Raw genomic sequence first — 18099 nt, forward strand, 5'->3', positions numbered from 1 at the left:
TTCAGCGCTTCGGTCGGGCCATGGCCGCTTGACCGCTTCGCTTCGGATTCTGTCGTCCTCCTGAGCGTTGCTGGGGGTTGCGGTGGCGTCTCGCCGGAACATCGCGAATGGCGCCCTGGTTGGCAAACAACTGATCTTCGAGCTGCTCATAACTGCCCTCGAATGGACAGCAGTCGTTGCTGCTGCAGGTCCTGCAGAACTGTCCGTCGCTGAACCGCTCCAGATTGCCTTTGTTAAAGAAATAGGGCTTGTGGCTGAAACTGCTGGCCACCCACTGCCAACTCAGATGGTTGCTGGAGGGGTCTCCATCGAGAAGATGCTCCAGAAACCAGTCTGCTCCTGCTTTCCAGTGCACCTTCCGCCAATGCACCACGTAAGCCGCCATCCACATGCGGGCGTGGTTGTGCAGCCAGCCACGGGTCGTGAGCTCACTTTGAAATCCGTCCATGCAGGCCAGGCCTGTTCTCCCTGAGCGGATGTCCTCCGGGAGTTCACGTGCATAGGAGGAGGGATCGTGCCCTGTCTTGAGCTCTTCCCTGCTGTCGTAAATGCCGTCTCCGAGGTCTCGCCACATCCTCTGCCAGAAGTCGCGCCAGCCCAGCTCATTGATCAGCTTGCTTCCCTCGTCCCTGCTGCGAATGCGCTGGAACACTGCATCACGCACTTCGGCGAGGCTCAAGACCCCGTGACGGATGTATGGCGACAATCCGGTGACTGCGCCTTTGAGGTGATTGCGGCTTTTGGTGTAACGACGAGGATCGATAAGGCTCAGTGTTTTCTCCGCAGCGTCCCGGCCTCCGCGCAGTGGGCTGAGCCTCCCGCCGGCTTCAGGAAACTGTTCTGCCAGCAGACGGTCGAGTTCTGATCGGTCTGAGAGATCTCTCGGCAGATCGCCAGGCTTCTCAGGCCAGGATATTGAGGTGGAGCTGGGACGCGGAGGCACCGGATGATCGGCTCTGGAAAGCCATCCTGTCGATCCATCGGTTCAAACGCGACCTCCCAAAGGTCTTCGGGGCGGGGATGGTGGAGAATCCCCCAACAGTTCAGTAAACACCGGTCCGATGCTTCTCGATCTCACGGGTAAGAAGATTCTCGTCACCGGCATCGCCAACAATCGATCGATTGCCTGGGGCATCGCCCAGCAGCTCAGAGCCGCTGGAGCAGAGCTCGGCATCACCTATCTCCCCGATGAAAAAGGGCGCTTCGAAACCAAGGTCCGTGAGCTCACCGCTCCGCTGGAGCCCTCTTTGTTTCTGCCCCTGAATGTTCAGGATCCCGTTCAGATGGAAACGGTCTTCGCCCAGATCAAGCAGAAGTGGGGGTTACTCGATGGGTTGGTGCATTGTCTTGCTTTCGCTGGCAAGGAAGAGCTGATCGGTGATTACAGCGCCACCAGCTCGGAGGGTTTTGCCCGTGCTCTGGAGATCAGCGCCTATTCGCTGGCACCTCTCTGCAGACATGCCAAGCCCTTGTTCAGTGAGAAGGCCGGGGTGGTCACGTTGACTTACCTGGGCGCTGAACGAGCCATCCCCAACTACAACGTGATGGGTGTGGCCAAGGCCGCTCTGGAGGCGTCCGTTCGTTACCTCTCCGCAGAGCTTGGCCCAGACAAGCAGGTTCGTGTGAATGCCATCAGTGCAGGGCCGATCCGCACACTGGCCAGCTCCGCGATCGGTGGCATCCTCGACATGATCCACAACGTGGAGGAGAAAGCGCCGCTGCGTCGCACCGTCACCCAGACGGAAGTGGGTAACACCGCTGCATTCCTGCTCAGTGACCTGTCCAGTGGAATTTCCGGCCAGACCGTCTACGTGGATGCCGGTTACTGCATCAACGGCATGTGACTCTGCGCTGAAGGCCCTTGGTCAGCGCCGCCTGTTTCGGCATGATCGGAACAGCGAGCCGCCGCCTCCGGAGCAAAAAGCATGCGTACGGGTGAGATCCATCGAGTCACCGGTGAAACCGATGTGAAGGTGTTCCTGGATCTGGACGGAAGTGGCAAGTGTCAGGCCAGCACCGGCGTGCCCTTTCTGGATCACATGCTTCATCAGATCAGCAGCCATGGCCTGATCGACCTGGAGATCGATGCGGTGGGTGACACCCACATCGATGATCACCACTCCAATGAGGATGTTGGTATCGCCGTCGGGCAGGCCCTGGCACAGGCCTTAGGTGATCGCAGGGGGATTGTGCGTTTCGGTCACTTTGTCGCACCGCTGGATGAAGCGCTGGTTCAGGTTGTGCTGGATTGTTCCGGCCGGCCTCATCTCTCGTACAGCCTCAGCATTCCGAACGAGAAGATCGGTCGCTACGACACCGAGCTGGTCAAGGAGTTCTTCGTGGCGGTGGTCAACAACAGCGGACTCACCCTCCACATCCGTCAGCTGGACGGCACCAATTCCCATCACATCGTTGAAGCCTGTTTCAAGGCCTTCGCCAGAGCGTTGCGTATGGCGACGGAGATTGACCCGCGGCGGGCCGGTGCGGTTCCCAGCAGCAAGGGTGTGCTGGAGCAGGCAGGGGCGAACTGAGCTCCTGCCGCACGTCACACGCTTCACAGTCCGTTACGAGAAGATGGAGATCGCTGCAGTTGTTCTCCGTGACCGTCGCTCCCGCCACTGAACGCTTCAACCGGTCGGAATGGGCCAGCGCATTCCGCAATGTGGAGCAGGAGCTCACTGATGTTGCGCTTGAGCCGGCGAGGGGAACTGTGCCGCGCGAACTGTTGGGAACCCTTTATCGCAACGGACCCGGGCTGCTGGAGCGTGACGGCCAGCGCGTTCATCATCCCTTTGATGGTGACGGCATGATCACGGCGATCGAGTTCAATGCCGAGGGGGTTTCGCTCACCAACCGTTTTGTGCGTACCGCTGGCTGGCAAGCGGAGGAGGCAGCGGGCAAGGTGCTGTATCGCGGTGTGTTCGGAAGCCAGAAACCAGGAGGTCCGTTGGCCAATGCCTTTGATCTGAGGTTGAAAAACATTGCCAACACCGGTGTTGTGCAGCTTGGTGACCAGCTGCTGGCGCTCTGGGAAGCGGCTGAACCCCATGCGCTCGATCCTCGAACCCTTGAGACCCATGGCATCAGTCTTTTGGGTGGTGTTTTGAAGAAAGGTGAGGCCTTCAGTGCTCACCCCCGCTTCGATCCCGGTCATCACGATCGGCCGCGCATGGTCACCTTCGGAGTCAACACCGGCCCGCGCAGCACGATCCGCTTGATGGAATTCGCCACTGTTGATGATCCTGCCGCTGGGATCAAGGCGGGAGATCTTCTGAGCGATCGGCGTGACAGCTTCAACGGCTTTGCCTTCCTGCACGATTTCGCCATCACACCCAACTGGGCGGTGTTCCTTCAGAACGCGATCGACTTCAACCCTCTGCCTTTTGTGCTCGGCAGGAAAGGGGCGGCCCAGTGCCTGCAGTCCAAGCAGGATGGTCAGGCCAAATTCTGGCTGATCCCACGCGACAGTGGTGCCCATGCAGGTGAGCCCCCGCGGATTGTTGACGCCCCCGAGGGCTTTGTGTTTCTCCACCTCAACGCCTGGGAGCAGGAGGGTGATGTGGTAGTGGAGAGCATCTACTACAGCGATTTCCCCTCGATCGGCCCTGATGTTGATTTCGCTGCCGTCGATTTCGATCTGATTCCAGAGGGATTGCTCGAGCAGTGCCGCATCAACCTGGAGAGCGCCAGCGTGCAGACCACGCGGCTTAGTGAGCGCTGCTGTGAATTCGCGATGGTGAACCCCGACAAGGAAGGTCTGCCCTGTCGTTTCGCCTGGATGGCGGCTGCAGCGCGTGAGCAGGGCAATGATCCGCTTCAGGTGGTCAAGAAGCTCGACCTGGTCAGTGGTGAACGTCGGATCTGGAGCGCCGTGCCTCATGGTTTTGTGAGTGAGCCCCTGATGGTTCCCAGGCCCGGCGCAAGCGCGGAAGATGATGGCTGGGTGCTGGAACTGGTGTGGAACGGTGATCGGGAAGGGTCCGATCTTGTGATCCTTGACGCGGCTGATCTTCGCGAGCTGGCGGTGTTCGAGCTGCCCTTGGCCATTCCCCATGGCCTGCACGGCTGCTGGGTTGATGCCCGCTGAACCAGTCGGATTTGGTGGTGTCTGAAGTGGTGCTGGTCATGGTTCTGAAAGGCTCTGAGGCGGCGCCTGACTTAGACAGCGACTCAAGGTCTGTCTGCTCTCAGGTTTGTGATCATTGCTGCACTGAAACCACCAGGCATGTCGTTGCTCGCAGCATTGGTGCTGTTGCAGTCGGCTGCTTTGTTCCCTCGCGCAGTTAAAGCTGAGATTCAGGGCCCTGTGTGTCGAGGCACTCTTCTGCAGCTGAATCTGCGCGAGAGCGCTGAAAGTCGCACGGATCGTTTCCGTTTCAACCTGAGGCTCGAGGCGGAAGCGGCGACAACCTCAGCTGCCTTGGAACAACTCAGCAGCCGTCAGGGCAGGCTGCGCGAAGCGTTGGAACCCCTGGTCATCGGACGACTTGTGAGTCCTGCTCCAACGACCCATGCCATGGCCAAGTCTTCGCAACCCAAGGGCTATCGAGCTTCAACAACCATTGCCGGCATCGTTGGCCGCAGCAACTACGACACCCTGATCGAGCGTGCAGGCCGTGTTCCTGGTGTGCGTCTGCAGGGGATGACCTCCCTGCCGTCACCAGAGGGGCAGGACCGTCTGCAGGACCGAATGCTTGAACGAGCCCTTGAGCGAGGTCGCAGGCAGGCCGAGCGGACTGCGGCCGCCCTGGGATTGACCCGCACAGCCTTGCTGCGCATCGACCAGCGCAGCCATTCCCATCGACGGCAGGCTCCGATGGCGGCCAGCACGGCAGCGCGGTTCAGGCCGGAGGAAGCGCCGCTGCCAACGGCCAGCCTTAGTCTTTCGCTGGATTACTGCCTCAACTGAGGCAGTCCCCCACACTGACTTCAGCGGCTGGCTGAGAGTCATGCAGGGGAGACGCAGCGATCGACTGCTCTGGGTCACGAGCCTTCTGTTCGTGATCTGGCTGGTGTGGGTGGAGACCAGTTTTCAGTACTTTGAACGTGATCTGGGATCGGATCTGCGTCTGCATTCGGCTGGGGTGGCGTTGGTGGCTGGCAGTTTTCTGTTGCCATACGGCCTGGTCCAGATCCCTGTCGGGCGCATGATTGACAGGGGCAGGGTTGAGATCTGGCTGCTGCTGGCTGCCCTGGCAGCGGCATGCTGCAGTTTGGTGTTCGCCAGCAGTGACAGCCTGCAGGGCCTGCTGTTGTCTCGCATCGGCACCGGAATGGCCTGTGCAGTGGCATTTCCCGCATCCGCGTTGCTGGCACGCCGCAGCCTCCCAGCCGATCGCTTCGCCCTGGCCATGGGATTCACTGATGGTCTGCTGGGAATCGGTGCCGCGCTGGCGGCTGCGGTGCCGCTGCTTCTGGGGCGCTCCGGCTGGCGTGATCTGGTGTTGCTTCAGGGTCTGTCACTGGCTCTGATGGTGGCGTTGCCCATGCTTCTGCTCGGGGCTGGCCGACGTGAGCAGGCCGTGCTCGCAGCTGTAGAGCACGACGTTCGTGTCCAGCGCTGGACCAGGGCTGGTGTGAACCGCCTGATTCAGTGCTGCCTGCTTTACGCGTGGGGGCTTGGATTTGTATTCGGGATGGCCCAGTACGGCCTGCTCTCCAGCCTGAGGGGCTGGTCCAGTCCATTGATGGAAGGTCTCACCCTGACCATGTCGATCGGACTGGTGGTGGGGATGATTGGCAGCGGAGTACTCGGCGGCCGCCCTCAGCAGCGTGGTGGTCTGCTGCTGGCGGGAGCCGTCATCACGCTGTTGTCGTTGTTGTTGTTGATCACGCCATCTCTGCCGCGCGGGGTTCTCATGCTTCCGGCATTCAGCTTTGGTGCCGGCATCGGCACGTCCGTGCTGGCCTTCCCGATCGCCGAGGCGGCGGCCCCTTCTGGGCAGACGGCGATGACGGTGTCGATCGTCAACACCTCCGGCACGGTGATGGGCGGATTAATGACAATCGTCTCCGGGTTGATCCTGCAGGCCTCTCCCCGGGGAGATCTGTCACTGGTGTTGCTGATCTATGGCGCGCTGGCGTTGTTTGGCGTCGCGATGGCTGGCTGGATCAGTTGCAATCCTGAGCCGGTTGCCGCAGGCGCCACTCCTTCCAGGCCAGCCGCGGTGCAGTCCAGAGACTCAGCAGCACCAGAGGAGTGACCGGTACGGCGGTGATCACAATGAAGGCCTGCAGAGCGTTGATGGAGGTGTTGTCGCCCAGGCTGGTGCCGATGCGCAGTAACACCAGGGTGAGACTGCCGATCATCAGCGCCCAGAACAGGCGAAGCAGCGTGGGGGGTGTGCGCTGGGCACTCACCACCATGGCTGCGGCGTAACTCATTGAGTCGGCACTGGTGGCCATGAACAGCACCACCAACACCAGGCCAACCGGAATCAACAGCCACGAAAGGGGGAGTTGGCCAAGAATCGCCAGCAGCGCTGCCGATTCCCCGCTGGCTGTCAGCGGACCGCTAATCGAGCCAGGGTTGGCCAGTTCCAGCTGCATGCCGGAACCGCCAAGCAACGTGAACCAGATGTTGGTCACGATCGGGCAGAGGATGGCCACCGCCAGCACCAGTTCGCGCAGCGTGCGGCCGCGGCTCACCCCTGCCGTGAACAGACCCATCAGGGGTGCATAGCCGAGGAACCAGCCCCAATAGAACACGGTCCAGCCGTTCACCCAGTTGCCTGGGCTGCTGTTGGGTGCAAGGGCCATCCGCGGCAGGTTGGTGATGTAGAGCCCGAATGCACTGATGAAGTGTTGAATCAGCCAGAGGCCTGGACCCAGCAGCAGCAACGCGGCGGCAAGCCCGAGGGTCAACCAGACGTTGAGCTCAGAGAGCCACTTGATGCCCCGCTGGATTCCACTCACGGTGGAGGTGGCGAACACCACAGTGAGCAGCACCACCACCAGGGACTGAAGCCCGGCGCTGTCTGAGAAACCAGGCAGCATTCCAGCCGCATTGCTCAGTTGAAGTGAAAGGAAGCCAAGAGGACCAACCGTTCCTGCGATCGCCGCCACAACCGACAAACCATCCGCAAGGTCTCCCAGTGGACCCTCAACCCAGCGGCTGGGAAGAATTCCCACCAGCAAGGTGCGTGGCCTGAGTGGTTCACCTCGTTGCTCCTGGATCGAGAGGGTGATCGTCACCGTTGTTGCTACCAGTGCCCAGGCCAGGAATCCCCAGTGCAGGAAGCTCACGGCCAGGGAGGGATCGACCGCTGTGGCGGTTGATCCCTCCACCCCGGCGAAGTAGGGCGCTGGACTGCGGAAGTGGAACAGGGGTTCAGCGGCAGACCAGAACACCCCACCGCCGGCCAGCAGCGTGCAGATCAGCACGGCGCACCAGTCGAAAAATTTCAGGCTCGGCTTGGCATCAGCTCCTCCCAGTCGCAGTTTCCCGATCGGACTCACCGCCAGCACCACGGCAATCACGAACAGCAGCAGCACCATCCACTGCCAGAGTCCGCCCAGAGCATTGCTGACGATTGCTTTGCCGGAGCTGGTGAATTGTTTCGCCAGATTGAGATCGATGGCAGCGACCACAAGAAAAACCAGCAGCGGTCCAGCGCCGATTAACAACGGTCTTCGTTGCCACCACTGGCCGGTTTCAGGCGCGCCGTCCTGGGGTGTTGATGGTTCTGGCAAGGAAATGTTCGGGGAGAGGGTCTTCAGGCGCTGACGGCTTCGCGTTGGTGACTCCAGCAGGAAAGATCCACGGCAGGGTATTCACCGCTGGCGAGTCGAGCCAGTGAGTCGCCGATCAGGGGAGCGAATTTGAAGGCCTGGCCTGAGCCGCCGGCAAACAGGCTCAATTTGGGGCTCAGACGGTCCAGCACGAAATTGACGTCGCTGGCCATCGAGTAGGGGCTGATCACCGTTTCCACTCGTTCCTGAACCCCTTCGACTTTGTTGAACAGGAACGTGTCGAGCAGTTCGACCAATCGTGTCGGTGGTTCCGTCACCATGGCATTGGGTTCAGCGACGCGCAGTTCCTTGGGAGCCCAGTCGATTCCAGCCTTGATACGCGGCCGGCCGTCGTCGGTGTGGCTCAGCACCGGGAAGCCGTAATAGAGGCCGCCGTCATCGCCACGTTCCCGCTGGAAGCAGAACCATTGCGGATAACGATCCGCCAACTCGGGGTCCACGGTGTAGTGAGCCCAGAGCATCGGCCATACCTCGAGTTTCGGGGCAAGGCCCAATGGAGCCAGCAGCAGCTGGCTCCAGATGCCGCAGGCCACGACAAGCTGATCAGCGTCGATGTGATGTCCGCTGTCAAGCGTGACGCCGCCACCGTCGGCATCCAGGTTCGCCACCTGGCAGTGCTCGACCAGTTGATGGCCGGCGTTTCGGGCCGTACGGATCCAGTGGGCAACGACCTTGTCACTGCGCACCGCACCGGCGGTGGGCTCGAACAGCCCGGTGAAATCACTCTGCGGTTTCAGAGGAAAACGGCTTGAGATCTGATCGGCATCCAGTGCCTCATAGGGGATGCCCTGGTCGTCCATGACCTTGCGTGCCCCTGGGATCGACCCCTCGATCGTTTCCTCATCCCAGCTTTCGCCGTAAAACAGCAACCCATGGGTTTCGCGCAGCTGCTCTCCTGCGTGAATCTCCTCCTCACGCCAGAGCCTGTTGGCCTCCTGAGCCAGCCGACAGAGCACGGGATCGGAATACATCTCCCGGAACATCCGGGTTTCTCCGAAACTGCTGGCCCTGGCATGCGCCAGGGTTTTGGCCTCGAGCAGGATCACATCGGTGATGCCACGTCTGGCCAGGGATGCTGCACAGCTGAGACCGGCCATGCCGCCCCCCACAATCACCACCGCGGCTCTGGAGGGAAGAGAGGTCGAGTTCATGCCACATCTCCAAAGCTGAGGCCGATCGGATCGGTCTCCCGTTCGGCGGTCACCTCCACAAGAGCCGCTCCCACTGAGAGGCCCTGATCGCGCTGATTGAGGAAGTCAGTCGCGCGCTGGCGCACCTCGCTGCGCACAAAGGCATAGACATCCTCAGCTCCTGCACCCTTCCAGGCATCGGGTGAAAAACGCTCGATCGAGTCAGCGATGACGGCCCCGGCATTGACCAATGGATCCGGCAGCACACGGGTTCCGCTACGACGAAGGTCGTCGGCCAGCTGTGAATTCTGGAACGGAGCATTGGCTGCTGGGACCACTGATTTGACCCTCAGTGCTGAAGCGATTTCAGCGGTGATCAGACCGGAGATCGAGCAGGGCAGCAGCAGATCGAGCTTCAGCTCCCACCAGGGACAGTCCTGGGGCAAGGGAGTGGCACCAGGGAAACCTGCACGTTCGGGACTGAGATCCACAGTGAACACCGTCCACCCGTGCTGAACCAGGGCTCGGGCCACGGTGCCGCCGACGGCGCCACATCCATGCACCAGCGCACGGCCGGGTTTCGCCTCAGCAAGGGTTGACTCCAGCACGGCTTCGACAGCGCCGAGGGTTCCATGAGCTGTTGCAGCACTGGCATCCACAGGACTGCCGACGGCTGCCAGCACGTGTGGAGTGAGCTTTGTGAGGCGCTCCATGTCCTCAAGGCTCGTATTGAGATCGCAGCCTGTGATCATGGCTCCGTCAAGCGACTCAAGAAGCTCGGCAGTGATGCTGATCAGTTCATCCTTCACCGCTTCCGGTTCAGCGGCGCGCGCCACGATCTTGCCGCCGGCGAAACCGGTTCCGTAAAGGTCATGCTTGTGCGTCATCAGCCCTGCGAGTCGCTGTCCGTCAGCAATGCAGGCCTCATCATTCGGGTAGTTGAGCAGACGCAGGCCGCCATTGGCTGGTCGGCGTGAATCCGTGTTCTCGGCCACCACAAAAACCGACAGGTGATCGGAGATATGTTCAGCGAGCACCGAGACATCCGGGCTGGGTCGTGTTGTCGTAGTCATCAGGCCACTTTCTCCATCATTTGGTGGTGCTCCACGTAATCCAGGCTCCACTCGGAGGGGGCTTCGGCGATGCGCTTTTCCAGGCGGTTGTACACCTCATCCGCAGCCGCATCCCCAGCAGCGCTGGCGAAGCTGTGACGGCTCCAGCTGCGGATCGTGGCCATGAGTCCGGATGCGAAGGCCGCTGTGTCACCGTTCTCCTCCCAGCGGCGTCGGTAGGGGCACTTGACGTACACCGTGCGCTCATTCACAAGGCGCAGTCCATTGCGGTATGGCGCAGAACTCTGATCCTTCAGCGGCGCCATGAACTCATCGGGAGATTTGTAGAAGTTCAGCACCGTTCCCTTGCGGTACTGCTCATCGGAAATCACACCTTCGTCGGCCAGGCCCTTCCAGATCTGGTGCAGCTGATCGTGCACATTGCGTGTTTCGCCGCCGTTGTGACCGAGATAACGCCCTTCGTTGTCACGGGACAGATTCACGGTCAGCAGCCTGCCACCCACTTTCAGTTCCTTGCTGCGAAGTTCAAGGATGTAGGTCCAGTCCTTGAGAGCCTGAGCCGTGAAGCGTTGCAGAGCCTCGGCATCGCCGGATGCCAGCACATGCGTGTGGGTGTTCAGGGGACCGGGCGACTCGCTGAGCCAGTGCATGGCTGTGGCTGAAAAGCCGAAGCTCACCGTGTCGGGGCCAACGGACGGCTCATAGAAGCTGCGCGCGCTCACAAGCACTGTGGGCCTGGGAGCACGGGGAATCTGCAGTGCCAGATTCTCTGCCAGGGCAACGTTGTCGTTGCTCGGGAGATCGTTGCCGATCAGGGTCAGGTGGGCCTGTGGCTGGTTGGCATGCAGGCGATCCAGCACCTTGTGCCACAGACCGACAGCGGTGCCGCCATCGGCTGCTCCGTAATCGATCAGGACATGGCTGTCAGCGGCAGCCAGTTGGTCAACACAAGTCAAGGCCCAGTCCGAGGCGGCTTCGATGCAAAGCAGAGCGCCTTCAGTCTGTGCGCTGTAACCGGTGGTCATGGCGATGGCCATCGACCTCGTCAGCGACAGATCACACCGTACAGGACCTGTTTGTCAGCACCTCGTCACAATCAGTGCATTCGCGGGTCTCACTGCTGAGACAGCAGTTGTTGCAGGCGTGGCTCCAGCAATGTGAAAGCGCGACCGCGATGACCGTGGGATTTTTTCTCCTGAAGAGACATTTCGGCAAAGGTTTTCTGCGTGCCTTCCACTTCAAAAATCGGGTCATACCCGAAGCCCTGATCTCCCCGTGGTGATCGGGTGATCCATCCCTTGCACTGGCCCTCCACCTCGAGCAGCACGGTGCCGTCCGGTGCCGCCACACAAAGCGCAGCGCAGAAACGGGCCCTGCGATCGTCCTCGAACTCGAGTGCCTTCAACAGTCGGGCAATGCGTTCCGGATCGCTCGGGGCGTAGCGGGCGGAGTGAACACCTGGAGCTCCGTCCAGAGCATCCACGCTCAGGCCGGAGTCGTCGGCGAGTGCCCACTCTCCGGTATCTGCCGCAACGGCAAGCGCTTTGATTCGGGCGTTGGCGCTGAACGTGCTGCCGGTTTCCTCAACCTCCAGTCCATCGGGCTGGGCTTTCACCGTGAGCGCAAGTTCATTCAGAAGCCCTTCGAACTCCCGCACCTTGCCAGGGTTGCCGCTGGCAATCACCAGTGTCTGGTTGGTCATGCTCAGGCGCTCTCGGCAAAGCCGCGGGCCCAGGCGAGCACGGCCGCTACACGATCTTTGTCGGGTGCTTCGCAGTACAACCGCAGCAAGGGTTCGGTTCCGGAAAAGCGCAACATCAACCAGTGACTGGGGCCAAGCCTCAGCTTCACACCGTCTGTCGTGATCACCTCATAAACGGTCTGTCCTGCCACTTCCTCCGGAGGTTGGGTTGCCAGAAGATGCTCCAGGCGCCGGCGTGACTCCATATCGGCAAGGCGCAGATCAAGCCGGTCGTAATGACTCGTGCCTCCGCATCGCCCACGCAGAGCATCCATGCGTGCACCCAGCGGCATGCCGCCCTGAACGAGTGCCTCTAGCACGAGCATGGCTGCGAACAATGCGTCGCGTTCAGGCAGGTGCATCCCGAAGCCGACGCCTCCAGACTCCTCACCGCCGATCAGCACTTCACCCGTCAGCATCTCGGCTGCGATGTATTTGAAGCCAACGGGAAGTTCCAGCACCTCACGTCCCAGGTCTTCGGCCACGAGGCGCATCAGGTCGGAACCACTGACGGTCTTGACCACGCTTCCAGGCAGCTGCCTGGCTCCGGCCAGGTGATCGATCAGCAGAGGCATCAGTTGCTGAGTGCTGCAGAAACAACCGTGTTCATCCACCGCTGCAATCCGGTCGCCGTCACCGTCGAAGACAAGGCCAACGGCCGGCTGCCCATTGCGACTCGAGGCCTGAACCGCGGCAATCAGATCGTGCAGGTGTGAGGCGAGCGGTTCCGGGGAACACCCTCCGAACAGAGGATCACGCTGGCTGCGGATCTCGGACACGAGGTCCGCAGCATCGGAGCCAAGCAGATCAGAGACACAGCCTGCCGCTGAGCCATGCATCGGGTCCACGATCACCCGCAGACCCATCGCCCTCAGCCCGGAGGTGATGGCACTCAGATTCAGCTTGGTTCGCAGACCTTCAAGATGTTCGCTGCGTGCATCGAAGCGTTGCAGCTCACCCGTCATCGGCACGCTCACGCCGCCCGCGGCCAGTCGCTGCTCCACCGCAGCTGTGAAAGTCCCGTCCACCGACCCGCCGAACGGCCCCTTGATCTTCAGACCCAGCCACTCCGGAGGGTTGTGACTGGCGGTGATCACGAGGGCTCCAAGCGCCTGGCGCTGCACCACTGTCCAGCTGCATGCCGGCGTGGGAACGGGTGTGCTTGTGAGCAGTGGTTCCAAACCGACTCCGCGGACTGAGGAGGCGATCGCCTCAGCCAGCTCCGGTGCCAGAAACCGGCGGTCGTAGCCGATCACCACTGTTGTGCTGTTGAGCTGTTCAGGTGCCTGATGGGCAAGTTCCTGTGCTGCTGCCGCGGCCACCGGCAGCAGTCGCTCCACAGTGATGTCCACCCCAAGGATCCCCCGCCATCCATCGGTGCCAAAACGGATCGGAGCTGTGCTCAGAGGGAGGGGGGCCGACGCCATGGCATGCCTGTAGTCCTTCTGGATTTAGCAGTCAGCCGCCTTAACCTCGGGATATGGGTGACACCCCTTCCGCTGACAAGCCGCTCACAGACCGACTGCTGCGCAGCTGGACGCGCTGTCGCCGCAGGGCATGGCTTGATCGCCATGGTGATCAGGGCAAGAGGATCTACACCGCCCATCGCACTCTGCAGCTGGACGATCAGCAGCGCAGTTTCGTTGCGCTGCTGCCGCACAAACCTGGACACGGGCTCGCCGCCTGTGAGCGTGGGGAAGCCGGAGTAGTGGGACTGAGGCTGCGTGGACGAACTGAAGAAGGTCAAAGCATTGAGGCGCATCCCGCCCTGCTGCAGCGTCAGCCCGGTCGCAGTCGCTGGGGCGATTACCTCTACCGCCCTGTGCTGGCCAGACAGGGACGACGACTCACCAGGGAGCACCGCCTGCAGCTGGCGTTGTCAGCTCGTCTGCTCGCAGGAGTGCAGCAGGCACCGGTGACCGATGGTCTGGCTCTGTCCGGAGCTGGCCGCTACCTCGAGAAGGACAAGGTGTCTCTGGGGGAGAACCTGCAGCGCCAGCTGGATGAGGCATTGCGCAGGCTGGCGATTGATCTTGAAAGAACTGATCCGCCTCCGCTCGCGTCTGACCGGCGTAAATGTTCGCTTTGCAGCTGGCGTGGTGTCTGCAACGCCGAGGCCCGTCGCGTTGGGCATCTCAGTGAGGTCAGTGGTATCGGCGCCAAGCGCCGGGAGATGCTGCTCGAGCTGGGAATCGATGGCCTGAATGCACTTGCGGATGCTGATCCGGAACGTCTTGCAGAGCAGCTGCAGCAATTTGGAGATCAGCATGGTGCCGTGGCGGCTCCACTTGTGGCCCAGGCCCGGGCTCAGCGCAATGGGCAGGCGGAGGCTCTGACCGACTCCGCTGCACTGCCGGAACTGATCAATGCCCCGGGAGTTCTGCTTTACGACATTGAATCAGATCCAGATGCCCGTGATGACTTTCTGCACGGGTTTGTCTGTTTGCCTCGGGACTCCGACGGCCGCTGGGATCCCCAGCGGGCCACCTATCACCCTCTGCTGATGTTGCAGGAACAGGGAGAAGCCCGTTGCTGGAAGCGAATCAAGCGATTTCTGAAGCGTTACGAGGGCTGGCCCGTTCTGCATTACGGCGAAACAGAGTCACTGGCCCTCTGCAAGATGGCAAAACGTCAGGGCGTCAGTGATGTGGAGCGGCATGCTCTGCGCTGTCGTCTGGTGGATGTGCATGCCCGGGTGCGCAGTCACTGGCGACTTCCTCTCAACAGTTACGGGTTGAAGACCGTGGCCGATTGGCTTGGATTCGGCTGGAGTCAGGCTGGTGTGGATGGTGCGCGGGCTCTGCTCTGGTGGAGGCAGTGGCGTGGCACCGGCCCGCGGGACCGTGGGCATGATCAGGCTTTGCGCTGGATCTTTGCCTACAACCGTGATGACGGCCTGGCTACCTGGACCGTGGCTGCATGGATGCTGGCGGAAGACAACCGCTCTCAGGCGCGCGTGGGTGGGTCGCAGAAGGCACTGGGGCGCCAGATGGAGACCTCCACTCCGCTGTTCCCCGCCTGCAATGTTTCAGCGTCGAGTGCCTGACGTCTGACCAGTGCGAGTCCGAAACTCTTCCCCGTTGCGTTGTCTGTGGACACGCTGGTGATGATCCCTGCGCGTGAGTCGTCGAGACTCAGTTGATCACCACTTTTCAGGCCGTTGCCCTCGTTGGAAGTGTTTTCCCAGCAGCGCAGCTGCTGTTTCAAGCCACCACGGGAGGCCAGCTTGGCCACGGTTTCCTGGCCGAGGTAACAGCCCTTGTTCAGTTCGACCCAATTCGCCAGACCCAGTTCGAAGGGATTGGTGTCACCCGTGAGTTCCTGCTCTCTAAGGGGCCAGCCGTGGCTGTTGCGCCAAAGGTCCAGCTCTGAGGCATTGCAGGGCGAGAGGCCTGCCCAGGATCCGGAGGGCTCGCTGTCTTCATTCAGCCAGATCACCTGGTTCGGGTCGGGTGCCTTGCCAGCCTGAAGACGTTGCATCCGGCGCTGCCGGCGTTGTTCTGCGAGCCGAACCTGATCAGCAGGAAAAATCACCCGATCAAACCCGCTTGCAACCTGTTCGATCGTTCCGTTGAGCACGAGCACATCTGCGCCGGCTGAATCCAGGCGAATTTCAAGCAGAGCCTGCACGCGGCCTGTGGCATTGAGCCAACAGCTCTGGATCAGCTCGCCGTTGGCGCACCCATTCACCCTGGCGCTTGTCTGTCCATGTAGGAAGCTGCTGGCTCCACTGCCCTCAAGACGGATGAGAGGAAACTGCCAATCCCAGAGCAGCTCTGTCGATTTGTGACTGTCTGTCATCACTGATCCAGCTCCCTGGCCCGGGCCGCCACCTCGTTCAGTCGAAACAGGCTGACCAATTCCAGGCCTGCTTCATCCATGGCTTCGCGGCCACCTTGCTCTCGATCCACAATCGTGATCACGCGTTGAACGGTGTAACCGGCTTTTTTGAGCTGGTTGACTGCCTGGATGGAGGATCCACCGGTCGAAACGACGTCCTCCAGCACCGTCACCAGTGCACCGGCCTCAGGCAGCGGGCCCTCCAGCCAGGCACCGGTGCCATGGCCTTTGGCCTGTTTGCGCACAATCAGCGCATTCAGATCACGCCCCTGCTGTGCTGCCGCCATGGCCACCCCACTGACCAGCGGATCTGCTCCAAGCGTGAGCCCGCCGACGGCCGAAGCCTCCTTTTCCACCATGGCCAGCATGGCTGGGCCCAGCAGCGCCAGACCACTGCCACTGAGGGCCACCGGTTTGCAGTTCACGTAGTGCTCGCTGGTGAGACCCGACGCCAGGGTGAACTGCCCGGTCCTGTAGGCCTCCCTGGCCAGTCGGTCCAGCAGGACCTGACGATCCCTGGAGGAGTCTGAATGAACAGGCATGGGGGCTGGTGCTTCACGGATCTTCTGCCTAGTTTGCGCGCAGTGGTGCCTTTTCCCTTGGACGGGCTTCGATTCAGAACCCTGCTGCTGGCTCTTTCATTGAGTTCGTTTCAGGCCGCTGCAGTGGCTCGACCCGTGGTCTGCTCCACAACGTTGGAGGCTCCGGCAGTACTGCTCTCCGACACTGTCAAGTCAGCAGAACCGGTTGAGGTGACCCGTTGCAGTCCGGTGCAGACCACCGAAGCCTTGATGGAAGAGCGTTTTTACAGCTGGACTGCTCCCTATGCCAGCGGTGTGGATCTCCTGCATCAGGTCACGGATCTGCTGGGGATAGCCGTTGCTGGTCCGCAGGGAAATCGCTTCATGGGATTCGGTTTTCCTGATCAGACGATCATCTGGGACGGAACAGCTGTTGAGAACACCTACTCAATGCTGCTTGAGGATCAAAGTGATCCGATTCCATGGCGCACGGTTGACATCCCAAACGGCTTCAGTGGCAGCCTTGCCGAGGATGTTACGTCTGCTGGTCCTGTCGAACCTCAGCACGTAGAAGTCTTTTCGCCGGTGCGTGCTCTGTGGTAAATCCACGGTGCCAGGGGGTCTAGCAATCTGGTGAATGCAGCGAACTCATAATTCGCCTAAGGCGGGTTCGATCCCCGCGACCCCCATTGTTCTGTTCCAATGCGCACCCTGCTGCTGATCGCACTGCTGGTTCTTCCGGCTCTGTTTTCAGCTGCTGAGGTGGCGCTTCTGCGGCTGAGACCCAGTCAGGTTCAGGCACTCAGTGAGGAGGGCCGTCCGGGTGCGCAGTCGGTGCAGCGACTGCAGCGGCATCTGCGCATGGCGTTGCTGATGACACAGTTCGGAGCCTCTCTGTCGCTCGTGGCACTGGGCTGGATTGGTCGTGGCTTTGGTCAGCGTTGGTGGCCTCTGGAGATGCCCGCAGGTCGCTGGTGGGATCTCGCCTGGTTCCTGCTGCTGGTTGTGATGGCCACCCTGATTGCCGGGCTGCTGCCACGTGCCTGGGTGCTCAGCCGTCCCGAGTTCGCTGCCCTGCAGCTTGGTCCTGTGCTTGAGGGGGCGATCCGGGTGCTGAGTCCCCTTCTCTCGGGCCTCGACAGCCTGGCTTCGTTGTTGCTGCGGTTGGCAGGGGTGACCCAGCGCTGGGATGCGCCGGTTCCCGCTCTCACGGCCGGCGAGCTGGAGACCTTGATCGAGAGTGGCGCTGTGACCGGTCTGAGACCCGACGAACGCAACATTCTCGAGGGTGTGTTCGCTCTGCGCGACACCCAGGTGCGTGAGGTGATGGTGCCGCGATCCGGAATGGTCACCCTTCCTGTGGAAGTCCGGTTCGCTGAGTTGATGGAAGCTGTTCATCGTACCCGCCATGCCCGTTTTCCCGTCATTGGTCAGTCGCTGGATGATGTGCGGGGAGTGCTTGATCTGCGCCGTCTCGCCGAGCCCATCGCGCGGGGAGAGCTGCGCGAGGACTCCTGGCTTGAGCCCTACCTGATGCCGGCGCAGACAGTGCTGGAGACCAGTAATCTCGCCGACCTGCTGGCCATCATTCGCTCAGGGAACCCCCTGTTGTTGGTGGTCGATGAACATGGCGGAACGGAGGGTCTCGTCACCGCAGCAGACCTCACTGGAGAGATCGTTGGCGACGAGCCTGGCGATGAAACGGATGAGCCGGATCTGGTGCCCATGGAGGATCAGCCGGGAACATGGCTCGTAGCCGGTGATCTGGAGATTGTCGAGCTGAATCGTCAGCTGCAGCTGGATCTGCCGGAAGCCAGCGACCATCACACCCTGGCCGGATTTCTGCTGGAACGGCTCCAGCACATCCCTTCGCCCGGGGAGGCATTGCGCCACCTCAACATCCAGTTCGAGATCGTCGCCATGGCCGGTCCACGCATTGTGCGGGTGCTTCTGGTTCAGATCGAAAAGCCTGATTCGCCGATCGATCCCGAAAATCCGGAACAGGGATCGGTGTAATTCGCTCACCATCGCACTGATCACCG

17 protein-coding genes and 1 tRNA gene are annotated in these 18099 nt (G+C 61.3%); 9 read left to right on the forward strand and 9 right to left on the reverse strand.

Annotation, left to right across the window (positions count from 1 at the left end; genetic code table 11):
- Window position 1: 1 nt before the first annotated feature.
- Window positions 2-943 (reverse strand): FAD-binding domain-containing protein, encoded by a 942-nt coding sequence (locus SIB73_RS14095; protein WP_413404142.1) that lies wholly within the window; start codon window positions 941-943, stop codon window positions 2-4.
- Window positions 944-1061: 118 nt separating this feature from the next.
- Between SIB73_RS14095 and fabI the strand changes: the two genes are divergently transcribed.
- The 5 genes from fabI to SIB73_RS14120 all read left to right on the forward strand — a co-directional run bounded on the left by fabI (window position 1062) and on the right by SIB73_RS14120 (window position 6203).
- Window positions 1062-1844 carry an enoyl-ACP reductase FabI gene (gene fabI / locus SIB73_RS14100; RefSeq protein ID WP_413404140.1) on the forward strand — a complete coding sequence of 261 codons (783 nt, stop codon included), beginning with the start codon at window positions 1062-1064 and terminating at the stop codon, window positions 1842-1844.
- An 81-nt stretch (window positions 1845-1925) separates the two neighbouring features.
- Window positions 1926-2531: an imidazoleglycerol-phosphate dehydratase HisB gene (gene hisB, locus SIB73_RS14105; protein ID WP_413404137.1), complete on the forward strand. Its 606-nt coding sequence runs from the start codon at window positions 1926-1928 to the stop codon at window positions 2529-2531.
- 68 nt (window positions 2532-2599) lie between these two features.
- Window positions 2600-4087, forward strand: coding sequence for a carotenoid oxygenase family protein (locus tag SIB73_RS14110; protein WP_413404135.1), 1488 nt, complete (start codon window positions 2600-2602; stop codon window positions 4085-4087).
- Between the two features lie 138 nt (window positions 4088-4225).
- Window positions 4226-4909 carry an SIMPL domain-containing protein gene (locus SIB73_RS14115; RefSeq protein WP_413404133.1) on the forward strand — a complete coding sequence of 228 codons (684 nt, stop codon included), beginning with the start codon at window positions 4226-4228 and terminating at the stop codon, window positions 4907-4909.
- A gap of 40 nt (window positions 4910-4949) precedes the next feature.
- Window positions 4950-6203: an MFS transporter gene (locus tag SIB73_RS14120; protein ID WP_413404131.1), complete on the forward strand. Its 1254-nt coding sequence runs from the start codon at window positions 4950-4952 to the stop codon at window positions 6201-6203.
- On the opposite strand, the gene SIB73_RS14125 is transcribed toward SIB73_RS14120, so the two are convergent.
- The 6 genes from SIB73_RS14125 to SIB73_RS14150 all read right to left on the reverse strand — a co-directional run bounded on the left by SIB73_RS14125 (window position 6112) and on the right by SIB73_RS14150 (window position 13123).
- Window positions 6112-7620, reverse strand: coding sequence for a BCCT family transporter (locus SIB73_RS14125; RefSeq protein WP_413406128.1), 1509 nt, complete (start codon window positions 7618-7620; stop codon window positions 6112-6114). The two genes, SIB73_RS14120 and SIB73_RS14125, sit on opposite strands and share 92 nt — an antisense overlap.
- A 95-nt stretch (window positions 7621-7715) precedes the next feature.
- Window positions 7716-8903 carry an FAD-dependent oxidoreductase gene (locus SIB73_RS14130; RefSeq protein WP_413404130.1) on the reverse strand — a complete coding sequence of 396 codons (1188 nt, stop codon included), beginning with the start codon at window positions 8901-8903 and terminating at the stop codon, window positions 7716-7718.
- Window positions 8900-9955, reverse strand: a complete 1056-nt coding sequence (locus tag SIB73_RS14135) for a Glu/Leu/Phe/Val dehydrogenase dimerization domain-containing protein (RefSeq protein ID WP_413404128.1) — start codon at window positions 9953-9955, stop codon at window positions 8900-8902. The genes SIB73_RS14130 and SIB73_RS14135 overlap by 4 nt, the downstream gene beginning before the upstream one ends.
- A complete protein-coding gene (locus SIB73_RS14140) occupies window positions 9955-10992 on the reverse strand; it encodes an SAM-dependent methyltransferase (protein ID WP_413404126.1) in 1038 nt (345 codons plus the stop codon). Before SIB73_RS14140 ends, SIB73_RS14135 begins: the two co-directional genes overlap by 1 nt.
- A 77-nt stretch (window positions 10993-11069) precedes the next feature.
- The gene (rdgB, locus tag SIB73_RS14145; RefSeq protein WP_413404124.1) at window positions 11070-11657 is read right to left on the reverse strand and encodes an RdgB/HAM1 family non-canonical purine NTP pyrophosphatase; all 588 of its coding nucleotides are present in this window, start codon (window positions 11655-11657) and stop codon (window positions 11070-11072) included.
- 2 nt (window positions 11658-11659) lie between these two features.
- Window positions 11660-13123: a phosphoglucomutase/phosphomannomutase family protein gene (locus SIB73_RS14150; RefSeq protein WP_413404122.1), complete on the reverse strand. Its 1464-nt coding sequence runs from the start codon at window positions 13121-13123 to the stop codon at window positions 11660-11662.
- A 53-nt stretch (window positions 13124-13176) separates the two neighbouring features.
- On the opposite strand from SIB73_RS14150, the gene SIB73_RS14155 reads away from it, so the two are divergent.
- Window positions 13177-14742 (forward strand): TM0106 family RecB-like putative nuclease, encoded by a 1566-nt coding sequence (locus tag SIB73_RS14155; RefSeq protein WP_413404120.1) that lies wholly within the window; start codon window positions 13177-13179, stop codon window positions 14740-14742.
- On the opposite strand, the gene SIB73_RS14160 is transcribed toward SIB73_RS14155, so the two are convergent.
- Window positions 14643-15497: a YgfZ/GcvT domain-containing protein gene (locus SIB73_RS14160; protein ID WP_413404119.1), complete on the reverse strand. Its 855-nt coding sequence runs from the start codon at window positions 15495-15497 to the stop codon at window positions 14643-14645. The two genes, SIB73_RS14155 and SIB73_RS14160, sit on opposite strands and share 100 nt — an antisense overlap.
- On the reverse strand, window positions 15497-16078 hold the full coding sequence (gene pyrE, locus SIB73_RS14165) for an orotate phosphoribosyltransferase (RefSeq protein WP_413404117.1): 582 nt from the start codon (window positions 16076-16078) through the stop codon (window positions 15497-15499). The genes SIB73_RS14160 and pyrE overlap by 1 nt, the downstream gene beginning before the upstream one ends.
- 57 nt (window positions 16079-16135) lie before the next feature.
- Here pyrE and SIB73_RS14170 point away from each other — a divergent pair, with 57 nt between their 5' ends.
- The 3 genes from SIB73_RS14170 to SIB73_RS14180 all read left to right on the forward strand — a co-directional run bounded on the left by SIB73_RS14170 (window position 16136) and on the right by SIB73_RS14180 (window position 18073).
- Entirely contained in the window at window positions 16136-16660 is a 525-nt protein-coding gene (locus SIB73_RS14170; protein ID WP_413439642.1) for an occludin/ELL family protein, read from the forward strand.
- 13 nt (window positions 16661-16673) lie between these two features.
- Window positions 16674-16746 (forward strand) — tRNA-Ile (locus SIB73_RS14175).
- A 13-nt stretch (window positions 16747-16759) separates the two neighbouring features.
- Window positions 16760-18073, forward strand: coding sequence for a hemolysin family protein (locus tag SIB73_RS14180; RefSeq protein WP_413404113.1), 1314 nt, complete (start codon window positions 16760-16762; stop codon window positions 18071-18073).
- Window positions 18074-18099 lie beyond the last annotated feature (26 nt).

This window comes from Synechococcus sp. MIT S9509, assembly GCF_047303035.1.
GTDB lineage: Bacteria > Cyanobacteriota > Cyanobacteriia > PCC-6307 > Cyanobiaceae > Synechococcus_C.